This window comes from Myxococcus guangdongensis (assembly GCF_024198255.1).
Taxonomy (GTDB): domain Bacteria; phylum Myxococcota; class Myxococcia; order Myxococcales; family Myxococcaceae; genus Myxococcus; species Myxococcus guangdongensis.
In genome coordinates, this window is sequence record NZ_JAJVKW010000004.1 from 713227 (window position 1) to 728805 (window position 15579).

Genomic DNA, 15579 nt, shown 5'->3' on the forward strand with positions numbered 1-15579 from the left:
CATGCGCATCGTCAAGGCAACCCTGACCCCGCTCCGACTGGAGCTGCTCCAGCCCCTGAAGACGGCCCGAGGCACTTACTCCGCGCGCGAGGGTTTCCTCGTGCGCCTCGAGGACGAAGAGGGACGGGTGGGGCTCGGCGAGGCGATGCCGCTGCCCGAGTTCGGCACGGAGTCGCTCCCGGTCTGCGGCGAGGTGCTGGCGGCGTGGCTGTCCTCGCTCGAAGGACAGCCTCTGGGCGACACGGTGCGAGCGGTCGAGGACACGCTGTCCCCCTTCCCGCCGACGGTGGCGCGGGGAGAGGGGGTCCGGGTGCGAGCCCGTCATCCCGCGCCCCCGGGGCCGGTGCCTGCGGCGGAGCATGCGCTGGAGCTCGCGCTGTTGGACCTGCTCGCGAGGCGGCAGGGTGTCCCGCTGTGCTGGCTCCTGGCCGAGGAGGCGCGTCCCGAGGTCCTGGTGAACGCCCTGCTGAGTGGGGAGACGGCGGAAGCGCTGGTGGACGAGGCGCGAGCGGCGGTGGCCGAGGGGTATGGGACGATCAAGCTGAAGGTGGGCGGTCGCGCGCTGGAGGAGGACGAGCAGCGGGTGAAGGCGGTGCGCGAGGCGGTGGGGCCGGACGTGAAGCTGCGGCTCGACGCGAACGGTGGGTGGACGGAGCTCGAGGCGAAGCGCGCGTTGGACAAGCTGGGGTGGTACCAACTGGAGCTGGTGGAGCAGCCGACGCCGCCGGACGACCTGGCGGCGCTGTGGCGCGTGCAGCGACGAGCGCCGTGCATGGTGGCCGCGGACGAGTCGCTCGGTTCTCCGGAGACGCTGCGCGCGTTGTTGGGTTCGGATCCGTTGTTGGGCGGTGGGCCGGCGGTGGGCGCGGTGGTGCTCAAGCCGATGGTGTTGGGAGGGCTGCTGCCCGGGCTCGTGGTGGCGATGCGGGCCGCGCGGCTGGGCATGCAGGCGTATGTGACGAGCTCGCTGGACGGCGTGGTGGCTCGGGCGGGGGCCGCGCACCTCGCGGCCGCGTTGCCTTCAGGGTCGCTCGCGTCGGGGCTCGCGGTGGGGCGGCTCTTCAAGAGTGAGCCCGCCGTGCACGACTACCGGCCGCTGCACGGGCGCATCCGGCTGCCGGAGACGCCGGGGCTCGGGCTGGATGCCGGAGCGGTGGTGTGACGACGTTCGGCTGTCCCATCCGTGAGGGGGCCCGAGCGCATCCGGAAGCGGAGGCGCTCACGTACGCGGGGCGCTCGTGGAGCTACGGAGCGCTGGATGTCGAGGTGAGCCGGTGGGTGGAGGCGCTCGAGGCCCGGGGCATCGGCGCGGGACATCGGGTCGCGCTGCTGTCGACGAACCAGCCGGCCTGTGTGTTCCTGTTCTGGGCCCTGGGCAGATTGGGGGCGCTGCTGGCGCCGCTGAACGCGCGGCTCACGCGCGCTGAGTTGGCACCGCTGGTCGAGGACATCGCGCCTTCGCTCACCTTGGCGATGGAGACATTGCGAGAGCGTCTGCCTGACGCGGAGCCGCTGGAGACCTTCGTGGCGTCGACGACGTCCACGACCTGTGTGTCGTTGACCGATGCCTCGCCGCGCGTCGTGCTCTTCACCAGCGGGACGACGGGCAGACCGAAGGGCGCGGTGCTGACGGAAGGCAACTTCCGTGCGTCTTGCCGAGCCTCGGCGGAGAACCTCGGAGCGCATTCCGCGCCGCGTTGGCTCGGGACGTTGCCGCTGTTTCACGTCGGTGGTGTCGCGATGCTGACGCGCACCGCGTACGAGGGCGGCTGTCTCGTGCTGCACGAGCGCTTCGACGCGGACGCGACCAGTCGAGCCATCGACGAAGGCGTGACGCACGTGAGCCTCGTCGCCACGACGCTGGAGCGGGTGCTCGACATCCGAGCCGGTCGTCGAGTCCCGGAGACCTTCGAGCTCGCGCTGATTGGCGGCGGGCCCGTGCCGGTGTTCCTGTTGGAACGAGCACGAGCCGTCGGGCTCCAGGCGCTCCAGACCTATGGGCTCACGGAGGCCTGCTCGCAGGTGACGACGGAGTCTCCCGCCGAGGCGGATGGAAAGACCGCGGGACGCCCCCTTCCAGGGACACAGGTGCGCATCGTCGGCGATGACGGCGAGGCACGGGGCCCAGGCGAGGAAGGGAACATCGAGGTCCGAGGTCCCACGGTGATGGCGGGCTACTGGAATCGTCCCGATGCGACGCGTGAGGCGTTCCGTGACGGATGGCTCCACACGAGGGACCTCGGAGTGCTGGACGCGCGAGGGCGCCTCACGGTCCTCTCACGCCGCACGGACCTCATCGTCAGGGGAGGGGAGAACATCTACCCGGCGGAAGTGGAGGCGGTGCTCGCCAATCACCCCTCGGTGCAGGAGGCCGCGGTGATCGGCGTCCCCGACGCGAAATGGGGCGAGGTCCCCGTGGCGTTCCTCGCGCCGCGTGCCGGTCAGCCACGTCCGGATGAACACGTTCTGCAGACGTGGTGCCGTGAATCGCTCGCGGGCTTCAAGCTCCCCACGCGCTTCGTCTGGTTGGATGCGCTGCCTCGCAACGCGATGGGCAAGCTCGAGCGGACGGCTTTGCGCAAGCGCGTCCCTGACGGCGGATGAGCCACGAATCGCGGTGACCCAGGTGCCGCATCCGCCGGGGGCTCAGTGGGTGACCTGTCCGATGAGCTTCCCTTGCTCGTTCCACTGTCGCCGTGGCCCCAGACACTTCGACGCCCTTCATGTGTACTCTTTCGCCAAGGATCTCGGTGACACGCTGAAGGTGTCTCCCGATGCCTTGTCCTCAACAGGCGGTCCACCTCTCGCGAATGGACCCGGCGTACTTCTCCAGGTGATGCTTGGTGACCCGCGCTTGAAGCGGAGCCATGTTCACCGACCGCGAACCAACCCCCCTCGGCCTTGGGCTCAGCGGGGATTGTTCGTCATGGGCTGGCGAGAGGCGGTCGTCAGCAGTGCATCCCTGAAACGACCCTCCCGTGTCGCCACACAGACCTTGAACCCCTCCACGGTGCCGCAGGTGACGCGCTCGCCCAGCCGCTCGAAGAGCGCGAGCTTCGGCGGGTCGACGACGTAGAGTGTGTCGTCCGCGAGCCGCCCCTGGGCGACCTCGGCCTCGAGCGCGGCGCAGGACTCCTGGACATGCTGCTCGTTGAAGCGCGCGGCATAGCCGCTGTTCGTCGACATCCCCTTGCGGTAGGCGAGGTCGCCCCATCGCACGTAATCGTCGGGGGCGAAGGTGCTCTGCACGCACGGCATCTCCGAGCCATGGATGGACGGCGGGAACAGCTTCACGTGGCGATAGGATGGGTCCAGATGTTCCCACTCCGCCGCACGGAGCCGGGGCCAGGGCGCTGGACGAAACCGCTTCTGCGCCCAGAGTTCCTCGGTGTCGGCGATCTGGATGAGCAGCGCGCCCGACAGCACGAACGTGACGATGGCGGGGTGTCTCCGCCAGCGCCAGACGACGAGGGCCAGGATGCCCGTGAGCACGACGTAGTGCAGGGGCCAGATGAAGCGCCCGGACGCGCGGAACATCCCCAGGAGGGGCATGAGCGGCCCGGCCAGCTTGCGCATCGAGAGAACGGTGACGCCACCGAAGGTCATGGTCGTCGAGAACGCGAGCAACGCCAGCAGTCCCACGACGATGAGGAGCGGGGCATGGGCCCTCGCCTGGGCGCGAGCCTGGGACCACCAGACAGAGGGGCTGCCCGCCAGCAGCGCGACGAGCGCGAGCCCGAGCACGCCCGTGCCCAGATAGCCGAAGCCCTCGTATTGCTCCATTCGCGAAGGCAGCCAGGGCAAGGCCCGGGACCACCCCATGGGATTGAAGAGCGCGAGCATGTCCGCGCTGTAGACACCGAAGCCCTGGGTCGTTCCGCGGACGTCCTGCCCCACATACCCGAGCGCGATGAACACCCCGCTCACCGCAAGCCCGCCACCGAGGAGCGCGAGCCCCGCCTGTCGCCAGGTGAGGAGCTTCTCCCTCCACGCCATGTTGACGACCAGGGCCGTCGAGAGCGCGAAGACCATGACCGTCAAGTACGGGTGGATGCCGGCCGCGAAGACGTTGAGGAGCAACGCGCCTCGCAGCGTGCGCCACGCGCTCCCCGTATCCGGGCGGGGCGTCAGGTGCATCCACAGCAGCGCGGTGAGCATCCAGTGCGCGCAGAGCGCGTCGTGCCCGAAACGGAAGACGAGCACCGGCGCGAGCACGAACAGCGCGGCCCCCAGGAGCTGATGAGCGGCCCGGGGCGTGAGCAGGGCCATGAGCTTGACGCCCATGAAGCCCTGGAGCGCGAGACACGACACCAGCCACAGCCCGATGAACTGGAAGTCCTGGGGCAGCCACCGCGCGAAGGGCTTGAGCGCGAGGGAGACCCAGGGCGTCGAGTCGGTGAAGCCCACCGTCGTCGTCAGCGGTGTCATGAGGTCCGGCGTCCGGCCGAGCGGAAAACTCCACGGGGCGTCGCGGACGAACCACCAGCCGAGGATGCTCTTCGTCCAGTCCCCCCAGCCCAACCAGTCCAGATACGTGGGGTCCAGCGCGCGCCCACCGCCCAGCGCGACGAACCAGAGCACGCCCAGGAGCGCGCCGAGCCACGGGAGGACCCTGGACCCTCCAGGCTCGGGGTTCACACGCGTCGAGTTCCCCACGGTTGTCTCTCTGGGCACGTGTTCCTCGGGCTCAGGGGCGAAGGTCCATCGTGGAGGGCATGGGAGTGCGGGTTGCGGTCTTCAAGAGCTCCTCCCGGAACCGACCGTCACGTGCGGCGACGCAGACATTGAATCCATCCACCGTGCCGCAGGTGACCTGTTCGCCCAAGCCCTGGAACAAAGCCAGCTTCGGAGTATCGACGACATAGAGCGTGTCCACGGAGAGCCGGCCCTGCGCGACATCGGCCACGAGCGCCTCGCAGCTCTGCTCGACATGTCGCTCGTTGATGCGAGCCACATAGCCACTGTTCGTCGACAGGCCCTTGCGATACGCGAGGTCCCCCCAGCGCACATAGTCATCACGGGCGAACGTGTTCTCGGTGCACGGTAGCTTCGAGTCATGGATGTACGGCGGATACAGCACCACGTGCCGGTAGAACGAATCCAACTGGGCCCACTCCGGCGCACCGAGCCGGAGCCACGGCGCCGGACGAAACCGTCGCTGGGTCCAGAGTTCCTCGGTGTCGACCACCTGGATGGCCACCGCGCCCAGCAGGATGCCCGTGAGAACCGCGGGACGCTCACGCCAGCGCCAGACGACGAGCGCCAGGATGCCGGTGAGCACCAGGTAATGGAGCGGCCAGATGAACCGCCCCGAGGAGCGGAACATCCCCAGCACGGGCATGAACACGTCGGTCAGCTTGCGCACCGACAGCAGGATGACGCCACCGAAGGTCAGCGTCGTCGAGAACGCGAGCAGCGTGAGCAGGCCCACCGCGACCAGGAGCGGCGCATGGGCCCGGGCCCACGCTCGAACCTCGGGCCACCAGACCGCGGGGCTCCCCAGGAACGCGATGAGCACGAGCACGCCGGTGCCGAGATAGCCGAAGCCTTCGTACTGGTCCTTCCGCGTCGGAAGCGCCGGCAACACCCGTGACCACGCCATGGGGTTGATCAGCGAGAGCATGTCCGCGCTGTAGGCACCGAAGCCATGCGCCGCGCCTCGCACGCCCTGGCCCACGTACCCGAACGCGAAGAAGAGCCCCGCGAGCATGACCGTGCCACCCAGGAACGCGAGCCCCGCCTGTCGCCGCGTGAGCAACCGCTCCCGCCACGTCACGTTGACGAGCAGGGCCGTCGAGAGCGCGAAGACCATGACCATCAAGTACGGATGGACGCCGGCCGCGAGCACGTTGATGAGCAGGGCGCCGCGCAACGTCCGCCACGCGCTTCGCGAGTCCGGACGCGGACGCAGGTGCAGCCACAGCAAGGCCGTGAGCATCCAGTGCGCGCAGAGCGTGTCGTGCTCGAAGCGGAACACGAGCACGGGCGCGAGCACGAACAGCGCGGCCCCCAGCAGCTGATGCAAGGCTCGAGGCGTGAACAGCGCCATGAGCTTCACGCCCATGAAGCCCTGGAGCGCGAGGCACGACGCCAACCACAGGCCGATGAACTGGAAGTCCTGGGGCAGCCCGCCCGCGAAGGGCTTGAGCACCAGGGAGATCCACGGGTTCGAATCCGTGAACCCCACCGTCGTCGTGAGCGGCGCCATGTAGCCGGGCGTCCGGCCAAGGGGGAACCCCCAGGGGGCCTCGCGGAAGAACCACCAGCCGAGCACGTGCTGCGCCCAGTCTCCCCACCCCAACCACTCCAGGTACGTGGGGTCCAGCGCCCGCGCGCCGCCCAGCGCGATGAACCAGAGCACCCCCAGAAGCGCCCCGGCCCAGGGGAGAAGTCGCGTCAGCGCCCGCTCGGGGCTCGCTGCGATGCCAGGGCTGCGTGTGTTGGTACCCACCGACGTCCTCTTCCGCACACCGGAGCCGCGACGACGCGCGGGACTCGGAGCGGGGCGGACCCATATCCTGGGCGCGGGACTGGAACCAGCACGCCGATGCGCGAGTGGGGGACTCCACCGTGGATTGACAGGTCAATCAAGAGCGCGGCGAACCGCGAGGTCCCTGTCGTTTCCACCGGAGGGGGGCAGGCATGGAGCCCTCGAGGGCCCTTCATGCGCTCACCATCGACGGTGGGGCAGGGTGTGTGTCCCGAGCGTGACGAGGTGCCGGAGCCCCGGGGCTCACGGTGACCTCACCTGGGGCTCAGGACTCCGAGACGGGGTGGCCCCAGGGGTTGGTGCGCGGGAACTCGCGGAGCATCGCGCTCAAGCGGTACGCCGCCGCCACCGTGGCGCTCATCCGGACCCGCCGGGTCAGGGCGGTTCCGCGGGCCGCCGTGGCGCCGAGCCGCGCTGCCTGCTGCGCGAGCTGACGCTCCACTTCGGGAGACCAGCGGGAGAATTCGAGCCATTCCATGGAACTGCTCCTTCGCGAACCACGCGTGAGGGGGAATCGCCACCTAACCACTGGCGATCTCCGAATGCACGACGCCGCGCGTTGCCCATGACGTCAGTGCGGCGTTTCCGACAGCGAGACCTTCACTCGTTCGACACTGCGATTCGGTGTTAGTGCAATGTTGAAGTCCGCGAGGAATGTCTGCCCACCTCGGCGCCTCACGGAAACCCACTGGGTGGGGAGTGCACCCCCGCCTGCAACCGAGAACACCCAGGGTCTGATTCCAGATTCTCGTCGAGGGGTGAAACTCAAACATGCAAGGAATTTTCCCCGCGGCGTTCTTTGAATCGAGAGGCCTGGGACGGGGTGACGGGATGGGTCGCACGCTCGCCGGTGGAGTGGGCGAGGACTCGGGGCCGCATTGTTTGCGTGAACCGAGGGAAAACGCGACGGCGGCGCCTTTCTGGAGTCCACTCGCGTCAGGGGACCGCGCGAGAGCGAGGGCGAATGGCCTGCTGATAATTCCAGCCATGGCCTGGGGGATGAATCATCAAAGGCAGCTCAACAACGAGACGACCCGGAGGGCGGACGTGGCTCCAGAAACTGTTGATGTCATCATCGTGGGATGTGGGCCGGTCGGAGCGATGGCGGCCAACCTGCTCGGACTGCAGGGCGTCAGGACGCTCATCGTGGAGAAGGAGCTGTCCGCGCACAGCCAGTCCCGCGCCATCAGCCTGGATGACGAGGCGCAGCGCATCTTCCAGTCCGCGGGCCTGGAGGGAGAGCTGGGGCCGGGCTTCCATCCCTGCAAGACGCTGCACTACCTGGATGACCGCCTGCGCGTGCTCGCGGAGGTGGACTTCACGAAGCTGGACCGCCCCTATGGGCACGACGTGGCCACCTTCTTCCAGCAGCCGCGGATGGAGGCGATGCTGCGCAAGGGCATGGCCCGCTTCGAGCACGTGGAGCTGCGGCAGGGCCACGAGGTCGAATCCTTCGTTCAGGACGGCGAGGGCCTCACGGTGCGCGTGCGCGAGGTCGCCACCGAGAAGGTGCTCACCGTCCGCGCCCGCTACCTGCTCGCGTGCGACGGCGCGCACAGCCCCATCCGCCGCAAGCTGGGCCTGAAGCTCGAGGGCACCACGGGCCTGGAGCACGCGCTCGCCATCACCGTGAGCACGTCATCGCCGGAGCCCGACTACACCAGCTACCTGTGTGGACCGAAGCGCCGGGGCTTCATCGCGCGCACCGCGCGGGACGAGATGCGCTTCGACATCATCGTCGACCCGGACGCGGACCTGGAGGCGGTGCGGCAGCCGGACCACGTGCGCTCGCTCATCGCGCCCTACATCGACCCGTCGACGGTGAAGATCCGCTCCATCAACGTGCACTCGTACCACTCGCGCCTGGTGGACCGCTGGCGGGTGGGGCGCGCCTTCCTGCTCGGGGACGCCGCGCACCTGATGCCGCCCTTCCTGGGCCAGGGCCTGTGCGCGGGCTTCCGCGACGCGGCGAACCTGTCCTGGAAGCTGGCGCGGGTGCTGGACGGCTCGGCGGACGACTCGCTCTTGGACACGTACGAGCAGGAGCGGCGCGGCCACGTGGCGGAGGTCATCAAGAGCTCGGACGCCATGGGCCGGGTGATGATGTCCGGCGGCCAGGTGCTCTCGCGCGTGCGCAACGCGCTCATCCAGATTCTCTACCGCCTGCCCGTCACCGGGGAGTTCATCCGCCAGTTCAAGGTGAAGCCCGTCTTCGCGCTGGAGCAGGGCTTCCTGCTCGGCGCACGCCGCGGGAAGGCCGCGCCGGAGGGCACCTACTTCCCGCAGCCGCGCGTGGAGGTGCTCGAGGGCCAGCGGGCGCTCTTGGACCACGTGCTGGGTGACGGCTTTGTGGTGCTCACGCGGCCGGGCGCCTCGCAGGACCTGCAGCGCGAGGCCCGCGCGCTGGCCGCGGAAATGGGCGCGCGCGCGTGGACCGTGCTCTCCGGTGATCGCATCGGCGAGCCTCCGGCGGAAGCGCTCGTGGACACGGAGGGCCGGTTGGGCGCGTGGTTCGCCCGCCACGGCAAGGACGTGGTGGTGCTGCGCCCGGACCGCTACGTGTACGGCACCGCGACGGGGCCGGAGCTGGAGGGGCTTCGCCGCTCGCTGCGCGGACGCATCCGTCCGCGCGCGCACACGGCGGCCGCGGTGGTGCGTCGCGCGGGGTAGGGCGGCACGAAGACGACGGGGCGCCCAGGCCGATTCCTCGGCCCGTGACGCCCCGGGGTGTGACAGGAGGGCTCGCCTTCGGGCGGGCCCCGGTGCGACCTCAAGCCGCGGCGGGCTTGATCATCTGCTGGGCGCGCTCGACACAGTCGCCCATGAAGCGCAGGTAGATGTCCAGCGCCTGCGCGCCCGTCTTGCCGATGACCGCGGTCTTCTCGGGGACCTGGTCCAGCAGCTTGCCGAGCATGACCTCGTTGAGCGCGGTGTGGCCCACGTCGAGCTCCGCGTGCTCCTTCACGAAGGACATCGCCTCCATGATGTCCTCGCCACAGACGCGCTTGGCCTGCTCCATCAGCCCGGGCGCGAACACGACGGACAGGTTCTCGATCTCATATTCGATGGCCACCTGCGCCGCCGGCATCTCGCCGACGATGGTGTCCTCGTGGATCTTCCGGTACTCGACCATCGCCTGGGTGGGCGTCTGGCTCAGCAGCGCGTCCACATCCAGTTGGGGAGAGCGGCGCGAGTTCCACCGGGCCACCAGGTTCTTGGTGTCCTCGATCATCATCAGGTGGTGGCCCTCCTCGTGCTTCGCGTGGGTGATGAGCTTCTCGCCCACGTCCTTGAGGCCCATCTTCACGGTGGCCTCGCCCGCGCGGCGGATCCACTTGTCCACCGGCTCCGTCATGTAGACACCCAGCGAGTTGAGCTGGATGAGGAAGCCCTCCACGAGCGCCGGGTCCACGTTGGGATCCAGCAGCGTCTTCAGCGCGGGGGACGTCTTCAGGCGCTCGCGCACGGGGGCCACGTGCGGAACATAGTTCTGCTCCACGAATTGCTTGCTCATGTGTCTAACCTCTGGGGCGTTTAGCGAGGGTTGTGGGCGCCGCGGCGCCCGATGGTCAGCTCACTGATGTGCTCGAGGAAGTCCGGAATCAGCTTGGAGGAGATGATCCACATGTAGGGATCGGGCCCTCCGTGGATGCCGGCCTCCTGCACGTAATCCCCCCCCTCGTCCTCACACAAGAAGTGGAACGAGGTGCGGCGGCGCGCCGCGTACCACCGGCGCGCGGCGTCCACCAAGGCGACATAGGTGGACGGTCCTTCTTCGGTCAGCGGGAACAGGCGGGCCATGTCCAGCAGGCAGTACAGATTCGTACCCCGCTGCCCCAGCTCCAGCACCGTCGCGGCCACGGGGACGCCGTTGCGCCGCGCGACCAGGACTTCCCGCTCACGCTCGAGATTGAACTGCTTCCAGCGCGCCTGCACCGGACGCATGTCGATGCGCTCGCGCGTGAAGTCCAGCGCGTCCACGTAGCATGCGGGGCGGGTGCGCGCGATGGTGTCCGCCAGCAGCGTCAGCTCCTGCGCCGTCGCGAGGCCAATCTGGATGCCCTCGTGCGCGCGGCCCGTCTGCTCGTGCGTGTACACGTCCAGCATGTGCACCTTGCGCGTGAAGGCCAGGCCCTGGCCCGTCTCCATCTGCCGCTCGGCGTAGCGCACGTGCGCCTTCGCGATCCACGGGTTGAGCGCCTCCACGTACGCGACCACCCAGCGGAAGTCCGGGTCGCTCTGCGGATGCTCGAAGGTGCGCACGTACAGGTCGCGCATGATCTGCCCCGGCTCCTGCACGCTCGCGGGCGGCTTGCCGGGACGCTTGGCGACCTGATGCCCCATCCACGCGTGGCGGTAGGGCTTCATGAAGGACAGCGTCGCCTCGGGGCCGCGCTCGGACGGCCACACCGCCTGGCAGAACAGCTGCGGAATCTCCGCGCCGCGCTTGGCCATGCTGCGGAAGGCCAGCCGCTGCTCCTCGAACTCCTCGGACGTCTTGCCCGCGAGGCTGAAGAAGCCCGAGCGGGTGAACAGGTCCCAGAGCCCGTCCTCCATGTTCTCGCTGGTGCGAGTGGCGGGGGACGTCGTCTGCGACACGAAGCGCACCCAGCGCGCCTCGTCCACGGAGTAGGGCTGCACGCTCAGGCCGCACAGCATGTAGCCATCCGCGCGGGGGCTGGTGACGTAGCGGATCTCCCCGCGCAGCGTCAGCGTCTGGCCCTCGCCCGTCTGCAGCTCGATGTGCGGCGGCAACAGGCCGGGGAACATCAGGTCCTCGGGCTTGCAGCGCAGACACAGGCCGGAGAACGACAGGTCCACCACGTCGCGCTGCAGCTCGCCCAGCTCCCGCCACAGCGGGTGGTGGAAGCGCACGTTCGCGCCAGCGGGCGCGGGGACGCGGCGGTGCCACCGGTGACGGATGCGGGAGATGCGCGTGGGCAGCTGCGTGTAGAGCCGCTCGCCGTCGCCGCTGCCGCCGTCCAGGCGCATGCGGTACGCGCTGTTGTAGCCGATGACGTCCACGTCGAAGGGGGCCTCGCCCCACTCGGTGACGGACTCCTCGGAGCGCCACTCCAGCTGCGACGTCGCCGTGTTGAAGCGCTCGAGCACCATGCGCACCGAGCGGCCCTTGCGGCGCAGCACGCCGTTGTTCCCGGACGCGCAGATGGCCACGAGGATGGAGCGGATGCGCTCGGGCTGCTCGATGGTGTCCTGCACCGGCAGCACCGACGCCGCCGGCTCCGCCACGCCGTTCTTCAGCGCGTCCGCCAGCAAGGAGAGGATCTGCCGGCCCTGCTCCACCGTCACGCCCACCAGCTGCAGGCCGACGGGCGCGCTCGCCGTCTCCGCGTCCGCGCGGATGAACGCGCCGACGAGCGGACCGATGGTGAGCCCTCGGCCCTTGAGGAAGACGGGCAGGGTGGGGCCCTCGGCGTGCGTCACGGGACCGCGCGGCATCACCCAGACGACGGTGGGGCTCAGGCGCGTCACTTCACCCAGCGTCGCGTCCAGCGTGCCCAGCGAGCACGTAATCGCGTTGGCGCCCCGGCCGTGCAGCGAATAGCCCGAGTCGTCCAGCGCGGCTTCCGCTGGCGGCAGCGGAATCACATTGATGAAAGCGTCGCGGCTATCGAACTCGACCGTCCGCCGGTCGGAGAGCGGGTTTCCCCCTTCCATGTCCAGGAGCCCCCTTCTCCGGTAGTGAGGAACGCCTGATGCGGATGGCGAAGTTGCAAGCACAACAGTTCCTCCCTGCTCCAGCGGTGCTGCGGTGGGCGGCATTTCGCTATGGGTCCGTATCATACGGAGTCGAGAGGAACAGTCAAATCGAATTTGTGCAGCCTTGCTGTTTTCGTCAAGGCCGGAATCTAGGGCACTGGGTCAACCGTGACAGGTCATTTCTTCGAGTTTAACGAACTGCATGCCCAACACCCGACAACCGCACGGCCAAGATGTCGCGAAGCTGTAATGTCGCCAGTCAACCACGCCCTGCGTACTTTCTCGTAGTGAAATGGAGCGCGTCGGATTCCGCCAGTAAAGTCCCTCTGTAAGGCCAACGGGACGAGGTGCGGCATGAGCGCGGCGTGGGACTGGGTGGACAGGACGACGGGTGAAGCCGGGGCGGCGCCCCAGGTCGCTTCCCCAAAGGCCTCTCTGGCGTCGGTGGAGGGCCCGGATTCCCAGCAAGTGGACGTCGCGGCGCTCATGAATGAAGCCCTGGAATTGCTGGAAGCCGCGAGGAGAATCCACGGCATCGAAGTGAAGATGGAACTTCCCGGGGAAACCGTTCTGGCGCGGACAGGCGCGCGACGTACACGGCAGGTGTTGCTGCTGTTGTTGTCGTATGCGGCGGACCACGCGGGGGAGGGAAGTGTGCGCGTGGTGCTGGACGCGCCGGATGACTTCGGTGATGAGCCGCCGCGCTTCCAGGTGGTGACGTCCGGGGCGCGGCTGTCCGCGCGGGAGCTCCAGGCGGTGTTCCTGTCGCCCATGTTGGTGGGCCCCGCGCACCGTCGGCTCGCGCGGGCCCGGGAGTTGGTGGAGTCGGTGGGCGGGACGCTGGGCGTGGAGCGCGGCGAGCGCGAGGGGCTCACGGTGACGGTGGAGCTGCCCGCGCCGGGTCTCGCCTGCTGGTAGGGCCCGTCGCGCGCGCGTGCCCGAGCGCATGCGGCGCCGCTGGGTCCGATAAGTCCTGCAACCTGGAGGGGCGGCCAAACTCCTTGACGGGAGGGGGGCGGGTTCTCGACTATCCCGCGCCAATTCTTACACGGCCACACCTTCCAGGAGTACGTCCATGGCTCCCCCGACTTCCGGCGAGAAGATCACCCTCCAGAACGGCAAGCTGTCCGTGCCGGACCACCCGATCATCCCCTACATCGAGGGCGACGGCACGGGCCGCGACATCTGGCGCGCGTCCCAGGCCGTGTTCGACGCCGCGGTGGAGAAGGCCTACAAGGGCAAGAAGAAGATCGCCTGGTACGAGGTCCTCGCCGGCGAGAAGTCCTTCAAGGCGGTCAACAACTGGCTTCCCGACGAGACGGTCGAGGCCTTCCGCACGTACCTGGTCGGCATCAAGGGCCCGCTGACGACGCCGGTGGGCGGCGGCATCCGCTCGCTGAACGTGGCGCTTCGCCAGATGCTGGACCTGTACGTCTGCCTGCGGCCGGTGCGCTACTTCAAGGGCGTGCCCAGCCCCGTGAAGACGCCGGACAAGGTCGACATGACCATCTTCCGTGAGAACACGGAGGACATCTACACGGGCATCGAGTTCGAGGCCGGCACGCCGGCGGCGGACAAGTTCCTGGCGCTGCTGAAGCAGGAGTTCCCGAAGGAGTTCGGGAAGATCCGCTTCCCCTCCAACGTCGGCGTCGGCCTGAAGCCTGTGTCGCAGGAGGGCAGTGATCGCCTCATCCGCGCGGCCATCCAGTACGCGGTGGACCACAAGCGCAAGAGCGTGACGCTGGTCCACAAGGGCAACATCATGAAGTTCACCGAGGGCGCCTTCCGCAAGTGGGGCTACGAGCTGGCCGCGCGGGAGTTCGGTGACAAGGTCTACACCTGGGATCAGTGGGAGGTGACCAAGGCCGCCAAGGGCGAGGACGCCGCCAACGCGGAGCAGAAGGCCGCGGTCGCCGCCGGGAAAATCATCATCAAGGACTCCATCGCGGACATCACGCTGCAGCAGGTGCTCACGCGTCCGGACGAGTTCGACGTCATCGCCACGCTGAACCTCAACGGCGACTACCTGTCGGACGCGCTGGCGGCGCAGGTGGGCGGCATCGGCATCGCGCCGGGCGGCAACATCAACTACGTCACGGGCCACGCGGTGTTCGAGGCCACGCACGGCACGGCGCCCAAGTACGCGGACCTGGACAAGGTGAACCCGGGCTCGGTCATCCTCTCCGGTGAGATGATGTTCCGGCACCTGGGCTGGCACGAGGCGGCGGACCTGATGATCCAGGGCATGGACCGCGCCATCGCCTCCAAGACGGTGACGTACGACTTCGCCCGCCTGATGAAGCAGGAAGGGCAGTCTGGCGTGAACGAGGTGAAGTGCTCCGAGTTCGGTCAGGCCATCATCAAGCACATGTAGTCCCCTCGCGGGGAATTGGGAGACGGCGAAGCCATGGCTCAGAATCGCAAGAAGAAGATTGGCCTCATCGGTGGCGGGCAGATCGGCGGCAACCTCGCCCTGCTGGCGGTGCAGAAGTCGCTCGGTGACGTGTTCCTGTACGACATCCCGGCGGCCGAAGGCCTGGTCAAGGGCAAGGCGCTGGACATCAACCAGCTGGCGGCGGTGGACGGCTACGACTGCCGCGTCACCGGCACCACGGACTGGAAGGATGTCGCTGGCTCGGACGTGATCATCATCACGGCCGGCATGCCCCGCAAGCCGGGCATGAGCCGCGAGGATCTGCTCGAGATCAACCTCAAGATCATGACGGACGTGGCGGGCAACATCAAGCAGCACGCCCCGGGCGCCTTCGTCATCAACGTGGCGAACCCGCTGGACGCGATGGTGTTCGCGCTCCACAAGATCGCCGGCCTGCCGGACAACATGGTCGTGGGCATGGCGGGCGTGCTGGACACCAGCCGCTTCAAGTGCTTCGTGGCCGAGGCGCTCGGCTGCTCCATCCGTGACGTGGAGGCGCTGGTGCTCGGCGGCCACGGCGACGACATGGTGCCCCTGGTGCGTCACAGCACCGTGGGCGGCGTGCCCCTCACGGAGCTCATCGCGAAGGACAAGCTGGACGCCATCGTCAAGCGCACCCGCGAGGGCGGCGCGGAGCTGGTCGGCCTGTACAAGACGGGCAGCGCCTACTTCGGGCCCGCGGCCTCCTCCATCGCCATGGCGGAGAGCTTCATCTTCGACCGCAAGCGCATCCTGCCGGGCGCGGCGCTGCTGAAGGGCCAGTACGGCATCAGCGACTACTTCTTCGGGACCCCCGTGCAGATCGGCGCGGGCGGCATCGAGAAGGTCATCACCGTCGACCTGAACGCCGCCGAGAAGGCCGAGCTGGAGAAGTCCTTCCAGTCGGTCAAGAAGACGGTCGACTCCGTCAAGCTGTAGGCCGTACCAGCTCAGA

Annotated in this window: 11 protein-coding genes; 6 read left to right on the forward strand and 5 right to left on the reverse strand. The window is 68.5% G+C overall.

Annotated features, from left to right (window positions below):
- Nucleotide 1 precedes the first annotated feature (1 nt).
- The gene (gene menC, locus LXT21_RS15990) at nucleotides 2-1162 is read left to right on the forward strand and encodes an o-succinylbenzoate synthase (protein WP_254038995.1); all 1161 of its coding nucleotides are present in this window, start codon (nucleotides 2-4) and stop codon (nucleotides 1160-1162) included.
- The gene (gene menE / locus LXT21_RS15995; protein WP_254038996.1) at nucleotides 1159-2604 is read left to right on the forward strand and encodes an o-succinylbenzoate--CoA ligase; all 1446 of its coding nucleotides are present in this window, start codon (nucleotides 1159-1161) and stop codon (nucleotides 2602-2604) included. Before menC ends, menE begins: the two co-directional genes overlap by 4 nt.
- 303 nt (nucleotides 2605-2907) lie before the next feature.
- On the opposite strand, the gene LXT21_RS16000 is transcribed toward menE, so the two are convergent.
- From LXT21_RS16000 to LXT21_RS16010, 3 genes are all read right to left on the reverse strand, one after another.
- Nucleotides 2908-4638 (reverse strand): DUF6311 domain-containing protein, encoded by a 1731-nt coding sequence (locus tag LXT21_RS16000; protein WP_254038997.1) that lies wholly within the window; start codon nucleotides 4636-4638, stop codon nucleotides 2908-2910.
- 49 nt (nucleotides 4639-4687) lie between these two features.
- Nucleotides 4688-6451: a DUF6311 domain-containing protein gene (locus tag LXT21_RS16005; RefSeq protein ID WP_254038998.1), complete on the reverse strand. Its 1764-nt coding sequence runs from the start codon at nucleotides 6449-6451 to the stop codon at nucleotides 4688-4690.
- Nucleotides 6452-6755: 304 nt separating this feature from the next.
- Nucleotides 6756-6968 carry a hypothetical protein gene (locus tag LXT21_RS16010; protein WP_254038999.1) on the reverse strand — a complete coding sequence of 71 codons (213 nt, stop codon included), beginning with the start codon at nucleotides 6966-6968 and terminating at the stop codon, nucleotides 6756-6758.
- Nucleotides 6969-7489: 521 nt separating this feature from the next.
- Here LXT21_RS16010 and LXT21_RS16015 point away from each other — a divergent pair.
- Nucleotides 7490-9160, forward strand: a complete 1671-nt coding sequence (locus LXT21_RS16015) for a bifunctional 3-(3-hydroxy-phenyl)propionate/3-hydroxycinnamic acid hydroxylase (RefSeq protein ID WP_256571630.1) — start codon at nucleotides 7490-7492, stop codon at nucleotides 9158-9160.
- A gap of 100 nt (nucleotides 9161-9260) precedes the next feature.
- Here the strand turns inward: LXT21_RS16015 and LXT21_RS16020 are convergent, their stop codons facing one another.
- Complete coding sequence (locus tag LXT21_RS16020; RefSeq protein WP_254039001.1) at nucleotides 9261-10004, reverse strand: hypothetical protein; 744 nt, start codon at nucleotides 10002-10004, stop codon at nucleotides 9261-9263.
- A 20-nt stretch (nucleotides 10005-10024) separates the two neighbouring features.
- Nucleotides 10025-12169: a hypothetical protein gene (locus tag LXT21_RS16025; protein WP_254039002.1), complete on the reverse strand. Its 2145-nt coding sequence runs from the start codon at nucleotides 12167-12169 to the stop codon at nucleotides 10025-10027.
- 528 nt (nucleotides 12170-12697) lie between these two features.
- On the opposite strand from LXT21_RS16025, the gene LXT21_RS16030 reads away from it, so the two are divergent.
- The 3 genes from LXT21_RS16030 to mdh all read left to right on the forward strand — a co-directional run bounded on the left by LXT21_RS16030 (nucleotide 12698) and on the right by mdh (nucleotide 15563).
- Nucleotides 12698-13129, forward strand: coding sequence for an ATP-binding protein (locus LXT21_RS16030; RefSeq protein WP_254039003.1), 432 nt, complete (start codon nucleotides 12698-12700; stop codon nucleotides 13127-13129).
- A gap of 157 nt (nucleotides 13130-13286) precedes the next feature.
- Nucleotides 13287-14585: an NADP-dependent isocitrate dehydrogenase gene (gene icd, locus LXT21_RS16035; RefSeq protein ID WP_254039004.1), complete on the forward strand. Its 1299-nt coding sequence runs from the start codon at nucleotides 13287-13289 to the stop codon at nucleotides 14583-14585.
- A gap of 33 nt (nucleotides 14586-14618) precedes the next feature.
- Nucleotides 14619-15563 carry a malate dehydrogenase gene (mdh, locus tag LXT21_RS16040; RefSeq protein ID WP_254039005.1) on the forward strand — a complete coding sequence of 315 codons (945 nt, stop codon included), beginning with the start codon at nucleotides 14619-14621 and terminating at the stop codon, nucleotides 15561-15563.
- Nucleotides 15564-15579 lie beyond the last annotated feature (16 nt).

Coding starts and splice junctions, on each gene's coding strand:
- menC (WP_254038995.1), top strand. CDS start 2: ATGCGCATCGTCAAGGCAACCCTGACCCCGCTCCGACTGGAGCTGCTC.
- LXT21_RS16010 (WP_254038999.1), bottom strand. CDS start 6,968: ATGGAATGGCTCGAATTCTCCCGCTGGTCTCCCGAAGTGGAGCGTCAG.
- LXT21_RS16015 (WP_256571630.1), top strand. CDS start 7,490: ATGAATCATCAAAGGCAGCTCAACAACGAGACGACCCGGAGGGCGGAC.
- LXT21_RS16020 (WP_254039001.1), bottom strand. CDS start 10,004: ATGAGCAAGCAATTCGTGGAGCAGAACTATGTTCCGCACGTGGCCCCC.
- LXT21_RS16025 (WP_254039002.1), bottom strand. CDS start 12,169: ATGGAAGGGGGAAACCCGCTCTCCGACCGGCGGACGGTCGAGTTCGAT.
- LXT21_RS16030 (WP_254039003.1), top strand. CDS start 12,698: ATGAATGAAGCCCTGGAATTGCTGGAAGCCGCGAGGAGAATCCACGGC.
- icd (WP_254039004.1), top strand. CDS start 13,287: ATGGCTCCCCCGACTTCCGGCGAGAAGATCACCCTCCAGAACGGCAAG.
- mdh (WP_254039005.1), top strand. CDS start 14,619: ATGGCTCAGAATCGCAAGAAGAAGATTGGCCTCATCGGTGGCGGGCAG.